This window comes from Pelomonas sp. KK5, from assembly GCF_001984095.1.
GTDB lineage: Bacteria > Pseudomonadota > Gammaproteobacteria > Burkholderiales > Burkholderiaceae_C > KK5.
This window is the reverse complement of the sequence record NZ_LYVQ01000140.1, coordinates 1-17,386: the sequence shown is the minus strand read 5'-3', so window position 1 is coordinate 17,386 and position 17,386 is coordinate 1. Positions and strand designations below refer to the sequence as shown.

The window sequence follows — 17,386 nt, the reverse complement described above, 5'->3', positions numbered from 1 at the left end:
CCGCTCGTCCTCGCTGCCCGGCAAGCAGGGCACGCCGGCCTGGGCCATCAGCTGCTTGGCGCGGGCCTTGTCGCCCATCGCCGCGATGGCCGACGGCGGCGGGCCGATGAACACGAGGCCGGCGTCGAGGCAGGCCTGCGCGAAGTCGGCCCGCTCGGACAGGAAGCCGTAGCCCGGATGGATGGCATCGGCGCCGCTCGCCCGGGCCGCGGCGAGGATCGCCGCGATGTTCAGATACGAATCCGCCGCCGGCGCGGGCCCGATGCGCAGCGCCATGTCGGCCTCGCGCACATGGAGAGCCTGCGCGTCCGCATCGCTGTAGACCGCGACCGTCCGGTAACCGAGCCGCCGCGCGGTGCGGATGACCCGGCAGGCGATCTCGCCCCGGTTCGCGATCAGGACGGTCGAGAACATCACGCTCAATGCGCCCCCTTCGGCAGGGTCCCCTCGAGCTTGCAGATGATGCCCAGCATCACCTCGTCCGCGCCGCCGCCGATCGAGACCAGCCGGCCGTCGCGATAGGCCTGGCTGATCGGGTTGTCGCGCGTGAAGCCCATGCCGCCCCAGTACTGCAGGCAGCTGTCGGCCACCTCGCGGCTCAGCCGCCCGGCCTTCAGCTTGGCCATCGAGGCGAGCTTCAGCACGTCGCCACCGGCCACGTACTCGTCCACCGCGCGCCAGGTCAGCGAGCGCAGCGCCTCGACCTCGGTGCGCAGCTCGGCCAGGCGGAAGTGGATCACCTGGTTGTCCAGCAGCGGCTTGCCGAAGGCGTGGCGCTGGCCGGTGTAGTCGATGGTGAGGTCGATCAGCCGGTCCATGTTCTTCAGCGTCGACGCCGCGCACCAGAGCCGCTCCTCCTGGAACTGCATCATCTGGTACGCGAAGCCCATGCCCTCCTGGCCGATCAGGTGGCGCTGCGGCACACGCACGTTGTCGAAGAAGAGCTGGGCGGTGTCGGAGGCGTCCATGCCGATCTTGTGGATCTTCTGGCGGCTGACACCCGGCGCATCCAGCGGCACCATGATCAGGCTCTTGTTGCGGTGCACCGGCCCCTCGCCGGTGTTGGCCAGCAGGCAGCACCAGTCGGCCTGCATGCCGTTGGTGATCCACATCTTGGAGCCGTTGATCACCCAGTCGCCGCCGTCCTTGCGGGCCGTGGTCTTCAGCGCCGCCACGTCGGAGCCGCCACCGGGCTCGGAGACGCCGACGCAGCCGACGTACTCGCCCGCGATGCTGGGTGACAGGAACTCGCGGCGCAGCTCGTCGCTGCCGAAGCGGGCCAGCGCCGGTGTGCACATGTCCGTCTGCACGCCGATGGCCATCGGCACGCCGGCGCAGAAGCAGGCGCCCAGGGCCTCGGCCATCACCATCGAGTAGCTGAAGTCCAGCCCGCTGCCGCCGTATTCCTCCGGATACTTCAGGCCCAGCAGGCCCAGGGCGCCGAGCTTGCCGAAGACCTCGTGGGCGGGGAACTGCTCGGCCTTCTCCCACTCGGGCACGAAGGGGTCCAGCTCCTTGCTGACGAAGCGGGCGACGGTGTCGGCCAGCGCGCGATGCTCGGGGGTGAAGTTCATGCTTCTCGTCTCCTCGTTCTCAGAATCGCGCCACGCCGAAGGTGTTCGGCCGCAGCACCGCCTGTTCCGCCTCGCGCGCCATCGCCAGGCACTGGCCGACGATGCGGCGCGTGTCGCGCGGGTCGATGATCCCGTCGTCCCACAGCCGTGCCGTGCCGTAGAGCACGTCGGACTCGCGCTCGATGCGCCGGCGCAGTTGCTCGCTCATGGCCTTGAGCGCGGCGTCGTCGACCGGCGTGCCGGCACGCTCCAGCTTGGCGCGGTTGACGATGTCCATCACCTGCGCGGCCTGCGCCCCGCCCATCACCGCGGTGCGCGCGCTGGGCCAGGCGAAGATGAAGCGCGGATCGAAGCCGCGGCCGCACATGCCGTAGTTGCCGGCGCCGAACGAGCCGCCCAGCACGACGGTGAACTTCGGCACGCGCGCGTTGGCCACCGCCTGGATCATCTTGGCGCCGTGCTTGATCGCGCCGGCGGCCTCCGCCTCGCGGCCCACCATGTAGCCGCTGGTGTTCTGCAGGAACAGCAGCGGGATGCCGGCCTGGTCGCAGAGCTGGATGAACTGCGCGGCCTTGGTGGAGCCCTGGGGCTGGATCGGGCCGTTGTTGCCGAGGATACCGACCGGCTGGCCCTCGATGCGGGCATGGCCGCAGACGGTATCGGCCCCGTAGCCCGGCTTGAAGGCGAGGAAGTCGGAGCCGTCGACCAGGCGGGCGATCACCTCGTGCACGTCGTAGGGCTCGCGCTCGTCGGCGGGGACGATGCCCAGCAGCTCTTCTTCGGCAAACAGCGGTGCGTCGACCTGACGCGTTACTTCAGCAGCAGGTTCGCGACGCAGCTTGTCCAGCAGCTCGCGAGCCAGCGCAATCGCATGGGCATCGTCCTCGGCCAGGTATTCGCCGAGGCCCGTGGTGCCGGCGTGCAGCGCGGCGCCGCCCAGCTCCTCGTCGCTGGCGTCCTCGCCGATGGCGGCCTTCACCAGCGGCGGGCCGGCGAGGTAGATGCTGGAGCGGTCGCGCACCAGCACCACGTAGTCGGACAGGCCCGGCAGGTAGGCGCCGCCGGCGGTGGACGAGCCATGCACGACGGCGATCTGCGGAATCCCGGCCGCCGACAGCCGCGCCTGGTTGGCGAAGCTGCGGCCGCCGTCCACGAACATCTCGGCCTGGTACAGCAGGTTGGCGCCGCCGCTCTCGACCAGATAGACGATGGGCAGCCGGTTCTCCAGCGCGATCTGCTGCATGCGCAGCGCCTTCTTCAAGCCCATCGGCGGCACGGTGCCGCCCTTGATGCCGCTGTCGCTGGCGGAGATCATCACCCGCCGGCCGGCCACCGTGCCGATGCCGACGATGGCGCCGCCGCCCATCACCGACTTGCTGCCGTCGTCGTCGTGCATGCCGAGGCCGGCCAGCGAGGACAGTTCGATGAAGCCGCTCGTGCGGTCCAGCAGCCGCGCCACGCGCTCGCGCGGCAGCAGCTGGCCGCGGGCCTCGAAGCGCTCGCGACGGCTCCCGGATTCGGCGACCACCTTGGCCTCCAGCGCACGCACCTCGGCCAGCCGCTCGGCCATGCGCTTCGCGTTGGCCTGGAAGGCCGAAGATGCCGGATTCAGCAGGCTGCCCAGCACCGTCATGGCTTCAGCACCTCGGGCGTCACCGCGCGGTGGAATCCATCGAAGGGCTGCGAGGCCTGATGCTCGATCGTCGGAAACACCGCGCTGCCCAGCGAAGCGCCGCCATCGATCTGCAAGGTGATGCCGGTGACGAAGGCCGCCGCCGGCGACAGCAGGAAGACGATGGCCGCGCTGATCTCCGCCTCCACCGCCAGGCGCTGCAGCGGCACATGGGCCTTCAACTGGCGGATCAGCGGCTTCATCTCCTCGCCGTAGCGATCCATGCCACTGGAGGCCACCCAGCCGGGCGCCACGGCGTTCACCCGCACCCCGGCATGCGCCCATTCGACCGCCGCGCTCATCGTCAGGTTGCTCATGCCGGCGCGGGCCGCGCCGCTGTGCGCCATGCCGGGCATGCCGTTGCGGAAGTCGGCGGTCATGTTGACGATGGCGCCGCCGTGCTCCTGCATCGACTGCAGGAAGAGCTCGCGCATCATCAGGAAGCCGCCGGTCAGGTTGTTCGCCACGACCGCGTCGAAGCCCTTCTTGCCGATCGCCAGCAGCGGGCTCGGGAACTGGCCGCCCGCGTTGTTGACCAGGCCGGCGATCGGGCCCAGCTCGGCGACGGCGGCGGCCACGTTGGCCTTCACCGCGTCCTCGTCGCGGATGTCGAAGGCGCGCCACCGGCAGCGGCCGCCGTCCTCGGCGATCTCGGCCGCCACTCGCTCCAGCTTCTCGGCCTTGCGGCCCGAGATCAGCACGGTGGCGCCCAGCGCGGCGAGCTCGTGCGCCACGCAGCGGCCGATGCCGGAGCCGCCGCCGGTGACCCAGACGGTCTTGCCGGCGAAGAGATCGGGACGGAAGACGGAGCGGTATTGCATGTCATCTAGCTTCCGTTAACGTCACCCTGCTTTCATATCGGTGATTACGTGCATGGCGAGCCCGCGGCGCTGGCCTAAGCTGCCGGCCATGGACATGCAAGCAATCACCGCCGCCCTGGCCGCCAAGGCCGCCGCCAGTTCCAGCAGCCTCGACGCCACGCTGAAGTTCGACTGCGGGGACGAGGGCATCGTCTACCTCGACGGGAACGCCACGCCCAACGCCGTGGACAACGTCGACCGCCCTGCCGACTGCACGGTCAAGATCAGCCGCGACAACCTCGCCGCGCTGCTGGCCGGCACGCTCAATCCGATGAACGGCTTCATGACCGGCAAGATCAGGATCGACGGCGACATGGGCGTGGCGATGAAGCTCTCGCGCTTCACCGGATGAGGCCGTGAGCGCAGCGCCGGGCCGCCCCAAGCAAGCTCACATCCCCTCGGGGGATCGGCTTGCGTACCCGCAAGCCGAGGGGCTCCATTGAACGCGAAAGCCGCCGCCCGCGAACTGCTGGCCAGCAGCCGCAGCGCGCCGCAGGAGCGGCTCTACGGCATCACCGAGCTGTGCCGCGAGTTCGAGATCTCGCCCCGCGCGATCCGCTTCTACGAGGACAAGGGCCTGCTGCAGCCGCGCCGCGTCAACGGCGCCCGCGTCTACACGCAGCGCGAGCATGCGCGGCTGCGCATCATCCTGCGCGCCAAGGCGATCGGCTCCACGCTGGACGAGATCAAGCACTTCCTCGACCTCTACGGCGCCCACGGCGAAGGCCGCACCAAGCAGATGCAGTGGACGCTGGAACGCACCGACGCGGCCATCGCCGAGTTGGAGATGAAGCGCGCCCACATCGACGCCACGCTGGCCGAGCTGCGGCTGATCAACGAGACGATGCGGGCGCAGCTGCTCGACAGGGCATCGCGCTGATGCCGCGATACTCGCGGCCATCATGCTGCTCGACATCGGCCCGCTGCGCCGAAACCTCGCCTTCCGCCACCTCTTCCTCAGCCAGTTCATCTCCGGCCTCGGCACCATGGTCAGCTATGTGGCCGTGCCCTGGCAGCTCTACGAACTGACCCATTCCAATGCCAAGGTCGGGCTGCTCGGCCTGGTGCAGTTGCTGCCGGTGCTGGCCTGCGGCTTGCTGGGCGGCGCGGTGGCCGACCGGGTGGACCGCAAGCGGCTGCTGATCGGTTCCGAGGCGTTGATGGCGCTGTGTCTCGCTGGGCTGCTGGCCAATGCGGCGAGCGGCGCGCCGAGCGTGCTCGCCATCTATGCGCTGGTGGCCGTGCTGCAGGGCGCCAGCGGCTTCCATCGCCCAGCGCTGGAGGCGCTGACGCAGAAGCTCGCGCGGCCCGAGGAGTTCGCGGCCGTCGCCGCGCTGTCCTCGGTGCGCGGCACCGTGGGCATGGTGGCCGGGCCGGCGCTGGCCGGCCTGCTGCTGGCGCGCTGGGGCGCGGTGGGCGCCTATCTGTTCGACCTGGGCACCTTCCTGGCGGCTCTGTTCTTCCTGGCGCGCATCCCGCGCTCGGCCATCGGCACGGCCGATGCGCCCCACGAGCGCCCGCATCTGCTGGCCGACCTGCGCGAGGGCCTGCGCTTCGCCGGCTCGCGTCCGGAGCTGATGGGCACCTACATCGTCGACATCGCGGCGATGGCCTTCGCCTTCCCGGTAGCGCTGTTCCCGGCGATGGCCGCGGCGGACGGGCGCACCGAGGCGGTCGGCTGGCTGCTGTCGGCGATGGCGGTGGGCGCGCTGATCATCGGGATATTCAGCGGCTGGACCGGCAGGGTGCTGCGCCACGGACGGGCGGTGGTCATCGCGGCGGCGATCTGGGCGCTGGGCGTCATCGCGCTGGGCTTCGCGCCGTCGCTGATGGCGGGCCTCGCCTGCCTGGCCGTGGCCGGTGCGGCCGACATGGTCAGCGGCGTGTTCCGCGGCACGATCTGGAACCAGACGATCCCCAACGCGCTGCGCGGGCGCCTGGCCGGCATCGAGATGATCAGCTACCTGACCGGCCCGCTGATCGGCAACACCCGCGCCGGCTTCATGGCCGACGCCTGGGGCGTGCCGGCGGCGATATGGCTCGGCGGCGCCATCTGCCTGGCAGGCGTGCTCACCACCGGCGCGCTGCTGCCGCGCTTCTGGGCCTATCGCGGGGCGACGGCCACTCAGTCCACGACCTTGTAGGTCAGCTGCGCCTTGCGGCGGCCAAGCTCATAGGTCCAGATGTGCGTGACGGTCGCGTTGCGCACATTCACGAGGGCGACCACGTCGCCCTGGGCCGCCACGGTGAGCCCCGCAAGGCGGCCATTGCCGCGGTCGTAGGTGCTGCCAAGGTCGGGCAGCAGGTCCATCAGCGGATGCACTTCCTCGAGTTCGCCGCGCGCATTGAACAGCACCAGTTCAGCACGCTCGGACACCGAGACATAGCCGCCGGTTGCCGCATTCAGCGCGAGGCCGAAGAGGTCGCGATTCTGCAATGAGCGGGCACCCAGCCATTGGTGCTTGCGCGTGTCATAGCGATAGAAATACCCCTCGCCGCCAAAGGAGACGAGCGCCAGCACGCCGCTGCGCGCATCCCAGGCCATGCCCGAGCCCCAGGACAGCTCGGGCAGATCCTTGTCCATCGGCACCTTTTCGGACGGGCCACCCAAGCCGCGCGGAAACCACTTGAGGGTGCTGCCGTTGCCCTCCAGGGCATAGGCTTCACCGCCATCCTCGCGCACGACCGCCGCGCCGGCCAGCATGCCGGTGCCGCGCACGATGCCGGTGTAGCGCTTGCCGTCCTTCGGACCGCTGTTAGTCCAGGGCAGGCGCCGGCCGTCGGTGCTGATCAGGTCGAAGGCCATCTTCACGCGGGCCACCTCGGGGCGTATGCCTTCCAGCGACAGGTTCGCATCCGGCACGAAGGGATCGCTCACCGGCACCAGTTCCGGCAATCGATAACCCCCGCGGAAGCCTGTCACCCCGCTGATGCCATAGCGCGCATGCAGCTTGCCGAGCAGTTCGCGGAAGTTCAGGTTGCCGGTCTCGATCGCGTAAGGCAACTGGTCGTTGGCAACGGGCACTTCCGGCGGCGCAAGCACCGTCGAGCTGTTCTCATTGGAAGCCACGACGATGCCGCGCAAGCGCGTTCCCGGTGCGGGCAGCACCTTCCAACGGGTGTTCTGGTAGGACGTGAGCACCAGCAGCACCGGACGCGCCGGATGGTTGAGGTGAACCTTGGTCTCGCCGGCCGAGAACTCGTAGGCAGAGACGACGATCACATCGGCATCTCGCCCCCAGCGCTCAGCACCTGCCGGCGTGGATGCAGGCGCCAGTTCCCGCGGCGCAACGACAGTGACGCCCGGTGGCGGCCGGACAGCCACGCCCGGCGGGGGCGCTGGCGTGGCGGCGGGCGCGGGCGCGGGTGCGGCGCCGCGGCGGTCATCGGGCACGTCGAAGGGCAGCGACCAGGCCTGCGCCCCGGCCGATCGTTGCCTGACCGCGGGGCGCTCGGCGCGCGGCGCCGCCGGGCTGGACGGCAAGTCGACCCGCGAGCCGGCATCGGCGCAGGGCTGTGCCTGGTAGGCCACCTTGCCGCCGGCATCGGTGCAACGATAGACAGCCGTCTGCGCAAGGGCGCAGGACCCCGCCGCCAGGAGCGCGGGGATGGCGAGAAGAAGCAATCGCAGTTTCATGAACCTCCCTGGACGCCCGCGATATCTGTCGCGGGTCGAAGTGCTGCCATTGTGTTGGCGCCGGCGCGTGGTGCGGTGGGCACATTTCACGGCGCCAAGCTGGTGGAAAATGCCGGCCTGCATCCTTGCCCGCTCTCAGATCCATCCATGACCGACGCCACCGCCAACAAGCCCGCCATCCCCGACCACCTGTCCGTCGACCCGCGCAGCCCCTTCCATGACGCTGCCGTCTTCGAGCACGACATCGGCATCCGCTTCAATGACAAGGAGCGCAACGACGTCGAGGAATACTGCATCAGCGAAGGCTGGATCAAGGTGCCGGTGCCCAAGAAGTTCGACCGCAAGGGCAATGCGCTGACGATCAAGCTGAAGGGTCGGGTGGAGGCCTTCTACAAGTGAAGACCGCCTTCATCTTCGGCGCGATCCTGCTGTGCAGCGCGATCGGCGCCTGGACCGCCGACAGCCGGGTCAAGAACGTGTTCCTGCTGGTCAGCGCCGGCTTCTCGATCTACGGCCTGGCAAGAATCTTCGGCTGAGCCTGTCGATATCGGCGCACGCCGTTCGTCGTGGACGACAAGGAGGCACAAGCCGATGAAGAAGCTCTACTACCACCCGTTCTCGTCCTACTGCCAGAAGGCACTGGTCGCCTTCTACGAGTTCGACATTCCCTTCGAGGGCCTGAACATCGACGGCCCGCCCGACGGCCCGCCGATGCAGGAACTGGCGGCCCTGTGGCCGATGCGGCGTTTCCCGCTGCTCGTGGACGGCCAGCGCACGGTGCTGGAGGCCACCTGCATCATCGAGCAGGTGGCGCCGCAGCTGATCCCGGCCGACCGGCAGGCCGCGCTCGAAGTGCGCATGCTGGACCGCTTCTTCGACAACTACGTGGCCACGCCGCAGCAGAAGGTCATCTTCGACGCGATCCGGCCCGAGGCGGACCGCGATGCCTATGGCGTCGCGGAAGCCCGCAAGATGCTGGAGACCTCCTACGCCTGGCTGGACGCCAGGCTGGCCGACGGCCGCGAATGGGCCTGCGGCAGCGCCTTCACGCTGGCCGACTGCGGCGCCGCGCCTTTCCTCTTCTACGCCGACTGGACCCATCGGATCGGCGCGCAGTTCGAGAACGTCCACGCCTACCGCCGCCGCCTGCTGGCTCGGCCGTCCTTCGCCCGCGCGGTGGACGAGGCGCGCAGGTACCGCCACTACTTCCCGCTCGGCGCGCCCGATCGAGACTGAGCAAGGCTGCGCCTTCAGTTGCGGTAACGCGTTACCTCGACGGTGTGCAGGGTTGTGCAGCGGCGGCTAAAGTCGGCCGCTGCGATCCACCCACACCAGAAGGGAACGACCGATGAAGAACAGCAAGATCCTCCTCTGCGCCGCGGCCGTCGCCATGGCCGTCTTCTCCACCACCGCCACGCTGGCGCCCACCGCGGCCCTGGCCGCCGCGCCGATGGCCAAGACCCAGGCGCCGGGCTTCTACCGCCTGCAGCTGGGCAGCTTCGAGATCACCGCACTGAACGACGGCTTCTTCGACCTGCCGGTGGACAAGCTGCTGAAGCAGCCGCCCGAGAAGACCGAGGCCGCGCTGGCGAAGTATTTCCAGAAGGTGCCGGTCGAGACCTCGGTGAATGCCTTCCTGATCAACACCGGCTCCAAGCTGGTGCTGGTGGACACCGGCACCGGCGGCAAGGCTGCCGCCTCGGCCGGCGTGCTGCTGGCCAACCTGGCCGCCGCCGGCTACAAGCCCGAGCAGATCGACGCGATCTGCATCACCCACAACCACGGTGACCACCTCGGCGGCCTGACCACCAAGGACGGCGTGCCGGTGTTCCCGAACGCCACCGTCCACATCGGCAAGGCCGATGCCGAGGCCGACAGCGCCAAGGCCACGCTGGCGCCCTATGCGGCGGCGAAGAAGCTGGCGCCGATCGAGGCCGACGGCGAGATCGTGCCCGGCGTGCGCGCCTGGGCGACGCACGGCCACACGGCCGGCCACACCAGCTACGTGGTGGAGAGCGGCGGCCAGAAGCTGATCATCCTCGGCGACCTGATCCACGTCGCGGCGGTGCAGATGGACGACCCGGCCGTGACCATCACCTTCGACGCGGACAGCAGCGCCGCCGCGGCGCAGCGCGACAAGGTGTTCAAGACCGCCGCGGCCGACGGCACCATCATCGCCGCCGCCCACCTGCAGTTCCCCGGCATGGGCCGGCTGCGCGCCAACGGCGCGGGCTGGACCTATGTGCCGGTGAACTATCAGCGCATGCGCTGAGCGCTGCCTGCGGCGCGGGCCTGGTGCTCGGCCCACAGCCGGGCGATCTCGCCCTTGCGCTGCATCTCCTGCAGCACCGCTTCCAGCCGGGCGGCCAGTTCGGCATGGCGCTCGTGCAGCGAATGGAACAGCGGCTGCACCAGCACCGGCTCGGGCACCTTGCACACGTCCACGATGCCATGCTGGGCCAGCAGCGTGTCGGCCTCCAGCTGGCCCAGCACCGCATAGGCGGTCAGCCCGCGGCGCAGGGCGCGCAGCGCGTCCCACTGGTTGCTGGAGGCCAGCAGCGCGGCCGGCGGCAGCAGGCCCTCGATCGGCCGGATGCCGCGCTGGTAGGCCACGCGGCCACTCTGCAGCTCCTGCAGGGAGACCCGGGCCGGGCAGTCGCGCCCCAGCCGGTAGGCCATGAAGCGTACCTGCGCCACCGGCACCTTCAGCCGGATCAGGTGGTGGGTGTCGGCCAGCGAGACCTCGGTGCGGGAGAGGTCGCCGTCGACCTCGCCGGCATCGGCCTGCTGCAGGCCGCGCCGCATCGGCAGCGGCTGCACGTGGAAGGCCATGCCCAGGCGCGCATAGGCCGGCTGCAGCACGGCGCTGGCGAGCGCCGTCATCGGCGGGTTCTCGAGGGCGGCCAGTTCCAGGATCGGGCCGGCCCGGCAGCAGCAGCCGATGCCGGCCAGCAGCAGGCACAGGAGCCAGGGCAGACGACGGGCAAGGGCGAGGGCGCTCACGCGCCGATTGTGTGCCTCGGGCTCAGGCCCCGAAACCCTCGATCGCGCGGGCGGCGCCGAACAGCGCAGGCGACTGCCGGGCCAGGATCACGAAGGCCGGCATGGTGGACAGGTAGTCCTTGAAGCGGCCCTTGTTCTCGAAGCGCTCGCGGAACGGCGAGCTGTCGAAACGGGTGCCCAGCCGTGGCACGATGCCCCCGCCGATATAGACGCCGCCGTGGGCGCCCAGCGTCAGCGCCAGGTTGCCCGCGGCCGTGCCGAGGAAGGCGCAGAACAGGTCCACCGTTTCCTCGCACAGCGGGTCGCGCCGCTCCAGCGCCGCGGCGGTGATCGCCGCCGCGTCGAGCGGCATCGCGTCGCTGCCGGGACGGTCGAGCTTCTGCAGCGCCGCGTGGATGTCCACCAGGCCCTGGCCGCGGCAGGCCCGCTCGGCCGACATGTGGCCGTAGTGGCTGCCGATGATGTCGATCACGGCCTGCTCCCTGGGTGTGCAGCCGGCCAGCGTGACGTGGCCGCCCTCGCCTTCCAGCGGCACCCAGCCGCCGCGGCCGTCCGGCAGCAGGCCCGACACGCCCAGGCCCGTGCCGGCGCCGATCAGCGCGATCGCCGCATCGGGCCGGGCGAGGCCGCCGCCCACCTGGCGCAGCTCCTCGGCCTTCAGGTCCGGCAGGGCCAGCGCCAGCGCGGTGAAGTCGTTGAGCATGCGCAGCAGCTGGAAGCCGAAGTGCGCCTTCAGCGCAGAGATCGAGAAGGTCCAGTGATGGTTGGTCATCTTGACCTGGTCGCCGACGATCGGGTTGGCGATCGCGATGGCGCAGGCCGGCGGCGCCGGGCGGCCGACGCGCTGCAGGTAGGCGGCGATCGCGTCGGCGATGGTGGCGTAGTCGGCGCAGGGCAGGATCACGACATCGCCGATCGGCGCGCCGCGCTCGGCCTGCCAGGCGAAGCGGGCATTGGTGCCGCCGACATCGGCCAGCAGGCGGGCAGTGGTGCTCATGGTGGAGGGCGCAAGGGTGAAGCTGGCGCGATTGTGGCGCAAGGCATCGCGGCGAAGTTACATCGCAGCGTCAAGCGAAGCATGGACCGCGGCTTCAGTCGGGGCGCCGCAGCAGCACCGCGAGGAATCCCATGCCCGCCACCAGCACGAGCGCGGTCAGCCACAGCGAGCTGTCGTAGCTGCCGCTGGCATGCACCATGTAGCCGGCCAGCGCCGGCGCGGTGATCTGCGCCAGGCCGTAGCCCAGCGTCAGCCGCGCCATCGCCTTGCCCGGGTTGCCCGGCGAGCGGCGGCCGACCAGCGCCAGCGTCAGGCTGACGATGCCGATCGAGGTGGCGCCGTACATCAGCGCCCCGACCAGCGCCGCGGCCAGCCCCGGCGACAGCGCCGGCAGCACCACGCCGATCGCCTGCAGCCCGAAGGCCGCCAGCAGCGACTGCAGGTCGCCGATGCGCCGGGCTGCGCGGTCCCACAGGAACACTGCCGGCGTCGAGGCCAGGCCCACCAGCAGCCAGGCCCAGGGCCCCTGCCCGGCCAGCAACGGCTGCCGCTCGACGATGGCCACGGTGAAGGTGCCGTTGATGACGAAGCCCCAGCCGGCGCAGAAGTAGGCGCAGAACATGAGCAGCATCCAGCGCCGGCTCGGCGATGCCGCGTCCGGCCTGCCGCTTGAACTGGCCGTTAGCGCCGGTGGCACCGGCGGCCGCCAGGCCCAGGCCGGCACCAGGAACAGCAGGCCCAGGAAGGCGAAGCCCTGCCATTGGCGGGCCCAGTCGAGCCCGAGGCGGCTCATCACCATCGCACCCAGCGCCGAGATCACGATGCCGCCGGCGATGCCCATGAAATACACGCCCAGCTCCGGCCGGCGGCCCTGGCGCATCAGCCAGTTCAGCACCAGGCCCGAGCCCAGCAGCATGCCCGCCGCACCGCAGAGGCCGCCGAGGTAGCGCGACAGGGCCCAGACCCAGAGGTTCTGGCTCATGCCCATCAGCATCGTGATCAGCAGGCTCAGCCACAGGCCGATGCTGTAGAGCCGGTGGCGCAGCCGCGGCTCGTCCAGCCAGGCGGCCAGCAGCGCGCCGCTCATGTAGCCGGCATAGTTGATCGCGGCCAGCCAGCCGCCGGCGGTATCGGACAGGCCGGCCTGCGCGTGCATCTGCGGCAGCAGCGGTGTGTAGACGAAGCGGGCGAGGCCGATCGTCAGGATCAGCGCGCTGATGCCGCCGGCGATGACCTGCCAGGCCTGCAGAGGTACTGCCGCGGCTTTGCTAACGATGGGCTCGTCCATGGCCGGCAAGGGTAAGCGATGGGCTTGTTTTCCGCTGTCGCGCACCCAACTCCTGACGATGCGCCCCGATCTCGCCGCCATGCTCGCCGTCGCCCTGCTCTCGCTGCTGCTGGCGCTCGGCTTCGCCGGGCAACCCTGGCTGCGGCGCCGCCGCCGGGCGCGTATCGCCCGCCAGCCTTTCCCGCAGGCCTGGCGCCGCATCCTGCGCCGCCGCGTGCCGATGGCCGCGCGGCTGCCGGCCGACCTGCAGCTGCGGCTGAAGGCGCTGATCCAGGTCTTCCTGGCCGAGAAGCCGATCATCGGCTGCGCCGGGCTGGTGGTGACCGACGAGATGCGCGTCACCATCGCCGCCCAGGCCTGCCTGCCGCTGCTGGGCACCGCCCGCGGCTTCTATCCCGAGCTGAAGCAGGTGCTGCTGTATCCGGGCGCCTTCGTCGTCGACCGGCCGGCGCCGGGCCCCGGCGGCGTGCAGATGGACCAGCGCCGCGCGCTGGCCGGCGAAAGCTGGGTGCAGGGTCAGGTATTGCTGTCCTGGGCCGACGTGGCCGCCGGCGCCGCCGACCCGGACGACGGGCACAACGTCGTCATCCACGAGTTCGCCCACCAGCTCGACCAGGCCAAGGGCTTCGCCAACGGCGCGCCGCTGCTGACGAGCCGGGCCGCCTATCGTGAGTGGTCACTGGCGATGCGCCACGAGTACGACGCGCTGCAGCGCCGCGCCGCCAGCGGCGAGCCGGGTCTGCTGGACCCGTACGGCGCCACCGATCCGGCGGAGTTCTTCGCCGTGGCCAGCGAGGTGTTCTTCGAGCGCGGGGCCGAGTTGGCCTGGCAGCACCCGGCGCTGTACGAGCAGCTCAAGCGCTACTACCGGGTCGATCCGCTCGCCTGGAACTAGAACCCCAGCGAGGCGAGCAGGTCGTCCACGTCGTCCTGCTTGAGGGCCTTGTCGGGCGTCTGCACGCCCTGCAGCTCGGCGGCCTCGGCCGGTGCAGCGGCCTCGGACGCGGCCGGCAGGCCGGCCAGCATCTCCACCAGCGGCTGCTCGCTGCGCTCGAGCATCTTGATGACCTTGTTGATCACCTGGCCCGACAGGTCCTGGAAGCCCTGGGCCATCATCAGCTCGGTGTGCAGGCCGCGCTCGCGCTCGGCGAAGCGGGCGGCGGTGGCGGCATAGGCGGCGCACAGCTTCAGCATCGAACGGGCGCGCTCCAGGCTCAGGTCCGCCGAGGTGGCCTGGCGGCTCAGCATCTCGGACAGGTCGGTGCCCTGGCGGGCCACCTGCTGGGACTCGTCCTGCGCACGCTCGACCAGGCCCAGCACCGTGGTGGCGGCCTCCTCTGTCATCTTGCGCACGTAGCCCAGGCGCTCGCAGGCGTCGGGCAACTCGTGCACGAGCTGCTGCAGGATCTGGGTGGTGGTCATGGGGGGTGGTGCTCCGGCGTGGCGTCCGGGGCCATCGGCGGCCTGGACTCCGATGCCGGAAATCATAGGCGGCATGGGCCGCTAACTCGCAGGTTCAGCGCATAACCGAAGCGCGCAAAGGCCAGCTATTTCACGCCCTCGCCGCCTTTGTAACGGGCTCGGCCGCGGCGTCGGGCTCCACCGGCGCGCCGGCCATCTCCACACGGTTGCGCCCGCCCTGCTTGGCGCGGTACAGCGCCGCGTCGGCCGCGGCGACCAGGCTCTCCCGCGTGTCGCCACCGACGATCAGACCGCCGCGCACGCCCACGCTGATGGTCACCGCGATGCCGTGCGCGCCCCAGGTGGCCGGCGTCGCCTCGATCGCCTCGCGCAGCGCCTCGGCCAGGATGCGGGCGCCGTCCAGCCCGGTGTCTGGCAGCACGACGATGAACTCCTCGCCGCCGAAGCGGCCGATCTGGTCCTGCGCGCGCAGCCGCTCGGCCAGCGTGTGCGCCACCGACTGCAGCACCGCGTCGCCGGCAGGGTGGCCGTATTCGTCGTTGACCCGCTTGAAATGGTCGATGTCGATCAGCAGCAGGCTCAGCAGCGCGCCCTGGCGCTGCGCGCGGGCCACCGCATGGGCCAGCTCCTCGCTGATCGCGCGGCGGTTGGACAGGCCGGTCAGCATGTCCTTCATCGCCATCTCGTAGTTCAGCCGCTCGGCGCGCTCCATCGTCATGTAGACGAAGCCCAGCGCGATGCTCAGCACCGCGCACATCGCCAGCAGGAAGACCAGCGCCAGCCAGCGCTCGCCGCCGGCCGAGGTGCCCACGCCGATCATGCCGGTGTAGACGGCGCCGGCGCGCAACAGCAGCACGCCGGCCATGCCGCTGTAGGCCGCGAACAGGATGATCCGGCCGCGGCCCTGCATCGGATAGCGCCGGTCGTACAGCGCCGAGAGCATCATCCCGCACTGCAGGACGCACAGCAGGTTGACCGAGACCGAGCTGATGCGCGGATCGGGGATCAGCGGGCTGATCAGCACCGGCACCAGCAGCACCGGCAGGCTCGCCCGCCAGCGCCCCACCGGCGCATTGCGGAAGCGCCGCAGCGCCACCAGCATCAGCGACAGCGAGCCGACGTAGGCCATGTTCCCGGCCAGCACCATCAGGTGCTCCGGCAGCAGCTGGCGGAGCGCGAACAGCACATTGCTCGACGCATAGGCGATCAGCGAGAGCGCCAGCGCCCACAGCGCATCCCCACGCGGCTGCCCCCAGGCCATCATGCTGATCCAGAACGCCATCAGCAGCGTGACCGTCGTCACGACGACGAAGAGGGTCGGGACGTCGAGTGTCATTCAGCGCCAGGCAAGCGTGAGGGCAGCATGAGCGGCGATTCTAGGAGTCCGTCGAACCCCGCCGTTACGCGCACCAGGCCGGGGCGGCGAATATGTCACGCCAGCAACGTGGCCAGCACCTGGCGTGTCTCGGCCGGGTCGATCACCGCATCGATCTCCAGCGTCTCGGCCATGTGGACGGCCCGGCCGGCCTCGACCTGGCGCGCCAGCAGCTGCTGGAACAGCGCCGCGCGCGCCGCCTCGTCGGGCGCCGCCGCCAGTTCCTTGCGATAACCCAGGCGCACCGCGCCTTCCAGCCCCATCGCGCCGAACTCGCCGCTGGGCCAGGCCAGGCAGGCCAGCGGCGCATGCAGGCTGCCGCCGGCCAGCGCCATCGCGCCCAGGCCGTAGGCACGGCGCAGCACGACGGCCACCAGCGGCACGCTCAGGCGCGCCGCCGCGCGGAACAGCGCCCCGCTGGCGCGCACCTGACCTCGCGACTCGGCCTCGGGGCCGACCATGAAGCCCGGCGTGTCGATCAGGCTCAACAGCGGCAGGCCGGCGGTCTGGCAGCGCTCCATCCAGGCGGCGACCTTCAGGGCGGTGGCCGCATCGATGGCGCCGCCGTTGATGGCGCAATCGCTGGCCAGCAGCGCCACCGGGCGGCCTGCGAGGCGGGCCAGCGCGGTGACGACCGCCGTGCCGTCGCCGGCGCGCAGTTCCAGCAGCGAGCCGGAGTCGACGATGTCGGCCAGCAGCGGGCGCACGTCGTAGGTGCGCAGGCGGTTCTCGGGGATGCGGTGGCGCAGCGGCAGCGGATCGGGGTCGGCGCCCGCTTGCACCACGCCGCTCACCAGGGCCAGGTAGTGCCGCGCGGCGCGCACGGCCGCGGCCTCGTCCTCCACCAGCAGGTCCACGCCGCCCTGCGCCGCCTGCTGCTCGGCCGGCCCGATCGCCTCGGGCGGGAACAGGCCCAGGCCGCCGCCCTCGATCATCGCTGGCCCGCCCATGCCGATATTGCTGCCGCGCACGGCCACGATCAGGTCGCAGCAGGCCAGCAGCGCGGCATTGCCGGCGAAGCAGCGGCCGGCCGCGATGCCGATCAGCGGCACCTGGCCGGCCAGCCGCGCGAAGGCCGCGAAGGTGGGCACGTGCAGGCCGGCGACGATGGGCATGTCCGTATCGCCCGGCCGGCCACCGCCGCCCTCGGCGAACAGCACGACGGGCAGGCGCCGGCGCAGCGCCAGTTCGAGCATGCGGTCCGTCTTCTGGTGGCTGCGAAACCCCTGCGTGCCGGCCAGCACGGTGGCGTCGTAGGCCAGCATCGCCGCCTCGATGCCGGCGATGCGGGCGGTGCCGCAGACGATGCCGTCGGCCGGGGTCTGGGCGCGCAGCTCGTCGGCGTCGCGGCGGCGGGTCTGGGCGGCGAAGGCCAGGGCGCCGTATTCGACGAAGCTGCCGGGGTCGCAGAGATCGGCCAGGTTCTCGCGGGCGCTGCGCAGGCCCAGCGCGTGGCGGCGGGCGATGGCCTCGGGGCGGGCGGCGTCGAGGGTCAGGTCTTGCCGAGTGCGCCAGGCGGCCAAATCGGCTCGCTCCGCATCGGCCGGTGCTGCTGCCG

The 17,386-nt window shown here is 70.9% G+C and carries 19 protein-coding genes; 8 read left to right on the top strand and 11 right to left on the bottom strand.

Annotated features, from left to right (window positions below; translation table 11 throughout):
- The 4 genes from B0W88_RS20475 to B0W88_RS20460 form a co-directional block, all read right to left on the bottom strand.
- On the bottom strand, window positions 1–414 hold a 414-nt coding region (locus tag B0W88_RS20475; RefSeq protein ID WP_304442592.1), incomplete at its 3' end, for a biotin carboxylase N-terminal domain-containing protein.
- 5 nt (window positions 415–419) lie between these two features.
- Window positions 420–1,574, bottom strand: a complete 1,155-nt coding sequence (locus tag B0W88_RS20470; protein ID WP_077036483.1) for an acyl-CoA dehydrogenase family protein — start codon at window positions 1,572–1,574, stop codon at window positions 420–422.
- A gap of 19 nt (window positions 1,575–1,593) precedes the next feature.
- The gene (locus B0W88_RS20465) at window positions 1,594–3,207 is read right to left on the bottom strand and encodes an acyl-CoA carboxylase subunit beta (RefSeq protein WP_077036482.1); all 1,614 of its coding nucleotides are present in this window, start codon (window positions 3,205–3,207) and stop codon (window positions 1,594–1,596) included.
- On the bottom strand, window positions 3,204–4,067 hold the full coding sequence (locus tag B0W88_RS20460) for an SDR family oxidoreductase (protein ID WP_077036481.1): 864 nt from the start codon (window positions 4,065–4,067) through the stop codon (window positions 3,204–3,206). The genes B0W88_RS20465 and B0W88_RS20460 overlap by 4 nt, the downstream gene beginning before the upstream one ends.
- Before the next feature lie 88 nt (window positions 4,068–4,155).
- Here B0W88_RS20460 and B0W88_RS20455 point away from each other — a divergent pair, with 88 nt between their 5' ends.
- The 3 genes from B0W88_RS20455 to B0W88_RS20445 all read left to right on the top strand — a co-directional run bounded on the left by B0W88_RS20455 (window position 4,156) and on the right by B0W88_RS20445 (window position 6,250).
- Window positions 4,156–4,458 (top strand): SCP2 sterol-binding domain-containing protein, encoded by a 303-nt coding sequence (locus B0W88_RS20455; RefSeq protein ID WP_077036480.1) that lies wholly within the window; start codon window positions 4,156–4,158, stop codon window positions 4,456–4,458.
- A gap of 87 nt (window positions 4,459–4,545) precedes the next feature.
- The gene (locus tag B0W88_RS20450; RefSeq protein WP_077036479.1) at window positions 4,546–4,986 is read left to right on the top strand and encodes a MerR family DNA-binding transcriptional regulator; all 441 of its coding nucleotides are present in this window, start codon (window positions 4,546–4,548) and stop codon (window positions 4,984–4,986) included.
- Window positions 4,987–5,008: 22 nt separating this feature from the next.
- Window positions 5,009–6,250: an MFS transporter gene (locus B0W88_RS20445; protein ID WP_077036478.1), complete on the top strand. Its 1,242-nt coding sequence runs from the start codon at window positions 5,009–5,011 to the stop codon at window positions 6,248–6,250.
- Here the strand turns inward: B0W88_RS20445 and B0W88_RS20440 are convergent.
- Window positions 6,232–7,743 carry a DUF4124 domain-containing protein gene (locus tag B0W88_RS20440; protein ID WP_158080895.1) on the bottom strand — a complete coding sequence of 504 codons (1,512 nt, stop codon included), beginning with the start codon at window positions 7,741–7,743 and terminating at the stop codon, window positions 6,232–6,234. The two genes, B0W88_RS20445 and B0W88_RS20440, sit on opposite strands and share 19 nt — an antisense overlap.
- 147 nt (window positions 7,744–7,890) lie before the next feature.
- On the opposite strand from B0W88_RS20440, the gene B0W88_RS20435 reads away from it, so the two are divergent.
- The 4 genes from B0W88_RS20435 to B0W88_RS20425 all read left to right on the top strand — a co-directional run bounded on the left by B0W88_RS20435 (window position 7,891) and on the right by B0W88_RS20425 (window position 10,015).
- Window positions 7,891–8,142, top strand: a complete 252-nt coding sequence (locus tag B0W88_RS20435; protein WP_077036476.1) for a DUF3297 family protein — start codon at window positions 7,891–7,893, stop codon at window positions 8,140–8,142.
- Window positions 8,139–8,279, top strand: a complete 141-nt coding sequence (locus B0W88_RS33730; protein WP_158080894.1) for a hypothetical protein — start codon at window positions 8,139–8,141, stop codon at window positions 8,277–8,279. Before B0W88_RS20435 ends, B0W88_RS33730 begins: the two co-directional genes overlap by 4 nt.
- A gap of 55 nt (window positions 8,280–8,334) precedes the next feature.
- Window positions 8,335–8,979: a glutathione S-transferase family protein gene (locus tag B0W88_RS20430; protein ID WP_077036475.1), complete on the top strand. Its 645-nt coding sequence runs from the start codon at window positions 8,335–8,337 to the stop codon at window positions 8,977–8,979.
- Between the two features lie 112 nt (window positions 8,980–9,091).
- On the top strand, window positions 9,092–10,015 hold the full coding sequence (locus B0W88_RS20425; protein ID WP_077036474.1) for an MBL fold metallo-hydrolase: 924 nt from the start codon (window positions 9,092–9,094) through the stop codon (window positions 10,013–10,015).
- On the opposite strand, the gene B0W88_RS20420 is transcribed toward B0W88_RS20425, so the two are convergent.
- From B0W88_RS20420 to B0W88_RS20410, 3 genes are all read right to left on the bottom strand, one after another.
- Window positions 10,000–10,746 (bottom strand): ABC transporter substrate-binding protein, encoded by a 747-nt coding sequence (locus B0W88_RS20420; protein ID WP_077036473.1) that lies wholly within the window; start codon window positions 10,744–10,746, stop codon window positions 10,000–10,002. The two genes, B0W88_RS20425 and B0W88_RS20420, sit on opposite strands and share 16 nt — an antisense overlap.
- Window positions 10,747–10,768: 22 nt before the next feature.
- A complete protein-coding gene (locus B0W88_RS20415) occupies window positions 10,769–11,743 on the bottom strand; it encodes a glucokinase (RefSeq protein ID WP_077036472.1) in 975 nt (324 codons plus the stop codon).
- 94 nt (window positions 11,744–11,837) lie between these two features.
- On the bottom strand, window positions 11,838–13,031 hold the full coding sequence (locus B0W88_RS20410) for a YbfB/YjiJ family MFS transporter (protein ID WP_077036471.1): 1,194 nt from the start codon (window positions 13,029–13,031) through the stop codon (window positions 11,838–11,840).
- 58 nt (window positions 13,032–13,089) lie between these two features.
- Here B0W88_RS20410 and B0W88_RS20405 point away from each other — a divergent pair, with 58 nt between their 5' ends.
- On the top strand, window positions 13,090–13,926 hold the full coding sequence (locus B0W88_RS20405; RefSeq protein WP_233151788.1) for a zinc-dependent peptidase: 837 nt from the start codon (window positions 13,090–13,092) through the stop codon (window positions 13,924–13,926).
- Here the strand turns inward: B0W88_RS20405 and B0W88_RS20400 are convergent.
- The 3 genes from B0W88_RS20400 to B0W88_RS20390 form a co-directional block, all read right to left on the bottom strand.
- Window positions 13,923–14,453, bottom strand: a complete 531-nt coding sequence (locus tag B0W88_RS20400) for a protein phosphatase CheZ (protein WP_077036470.1) — start codon at window positions 14,451–14,453, stop codon at window positions 13,923–13,925. The two genes, B0W88_RS20405 and B0W88_RS20400, sit on opposite strands and share 4 nt — an antisense overlap.
- A 130-nt stretch (window positions 14,454–14,583) precedes the next feature.
- The gene (locus B0W88_RS20395) at window positions 14,584–15,789 is read right to left on the bottom strand and encodes a GGDEF domain-containing protein (RefSeq protein ID WP_077036469.1); all 1,206 of its coding nucleotides are present in this window, start codon (window positions 15,787–15,789) and stop codon (window positions 14,584–14,586) included.
- Window positions 15,790–15,884: 95 nt separating this feature from the next.
- Window positions 15,885–17,386, bottom strand: a 1,502-nt coding sequence (locus B0W88_RS20390; protein WP_233151787.1) for an acyl-CoA carboxylase subunit beta, incomplete at its 5' end; no start/stop codon positions are given.

Bases quoted from the DNA above. Each gene is read 5' to 3' on its own strand.
- B0W88_RS20465 (WP_077036482.1), bottom strand. From the start codon at position 3,207: ATGACGGTGCTGGGCAGCCTGCTGAATCCGGCATCTTCGGCCTTCCAG.
- B0W88_RS20395 (WP_077036469.1), bottom strand. From the start codon at position 15,789: ATGACACTCGACGTCCCGACCCTCTTCGTCGTCGTGACGACGGTCACG.
- B0W88_RS20400 (WP_077036470.1), bottom strand. From the start codon at position 14,453: ATGACCACCACCCAGATCCTGCAGCAGCTCGTGCACGAGTTGCCCGAC.
- B0W88_RS20460 (WP_077036481.1), bottom strand. From the start codon at position 4,067: ATGCAATACCGCTCCGTCTTCCGTCCCGATCTCTTCGCCGGCAAGACC.
- B0W88_RS20410 (WP_077036471.1), bottom strand. From the start codon at position 13,031: ATGGACGAGCCCATCGTTAGCAAAGCCGCGGCAGTACCTCTGCAGGCC.
- B0W88_RS20425 (WP_077036474.1), top strand. From the start codon at position 9,092: ATGAAGAACAGCAAGATCCTCCTCTGCGCCGCGGCCGTCGCCATGGCC.
- B0W88_RS20445 (WP_077036478.1), top strand. From the start codon at position 5,009: ATGCTGCTCGACATCGGCCCGCTGCGCCGAAACCTCGCCTTCCGCCAC.
- B0W88_RS20455 (WP_077036480.1), top strand. From the start codon at position 4,156: ATGGACATGCAAGCAATCACCGCCGCCCTGGCCGCCAAGGCCGCCGCC.
- B0W88_RS20430 (WP_077036475.1), top strand. From the start codon at position 8,335: ATGAAGAAGCTCTACTACCACCCGTTCTCGTCCTACTGCCAGAAGGCA.
- B0W88_RS20415 (WP_077036472.1), bottom strand. From the start codon at position 11,743: ATGAGCACCACTGCCCGCCTGCTGGCCGATGTCGGCGGCACCAATGCC.
- B0W88_RS20470 (WP_077036483.1), bottom strand. From the start codon at position 1,574: ATGAACTTCACCCCCGAGCATCGCGCGCTGGCCGACACCGTCGCCCGC.
- B0W88_RS20405 (WP_233151788.1), top strand. From the start codon at position 13,090: ATGCGCCCCGATCTCGCCGCCATGCTCGCCGTCGCCCTGCTCTCGCTG.
- B0W88_RS20435 (WP_077036476.1), top strand. From the start codon at position 7,891: ATGACCGACGCCACCGCCAACAAGCCCGCCATCCCCGACCACCTGTCC.
- B0W88_RS20440 (WP_158080895.1), bottom strand. From the start codon at position 7,743: ATGAAACTGCGATTGCTTCTTCTCGCCATCCCCGCGCTCCTGGCGGCG.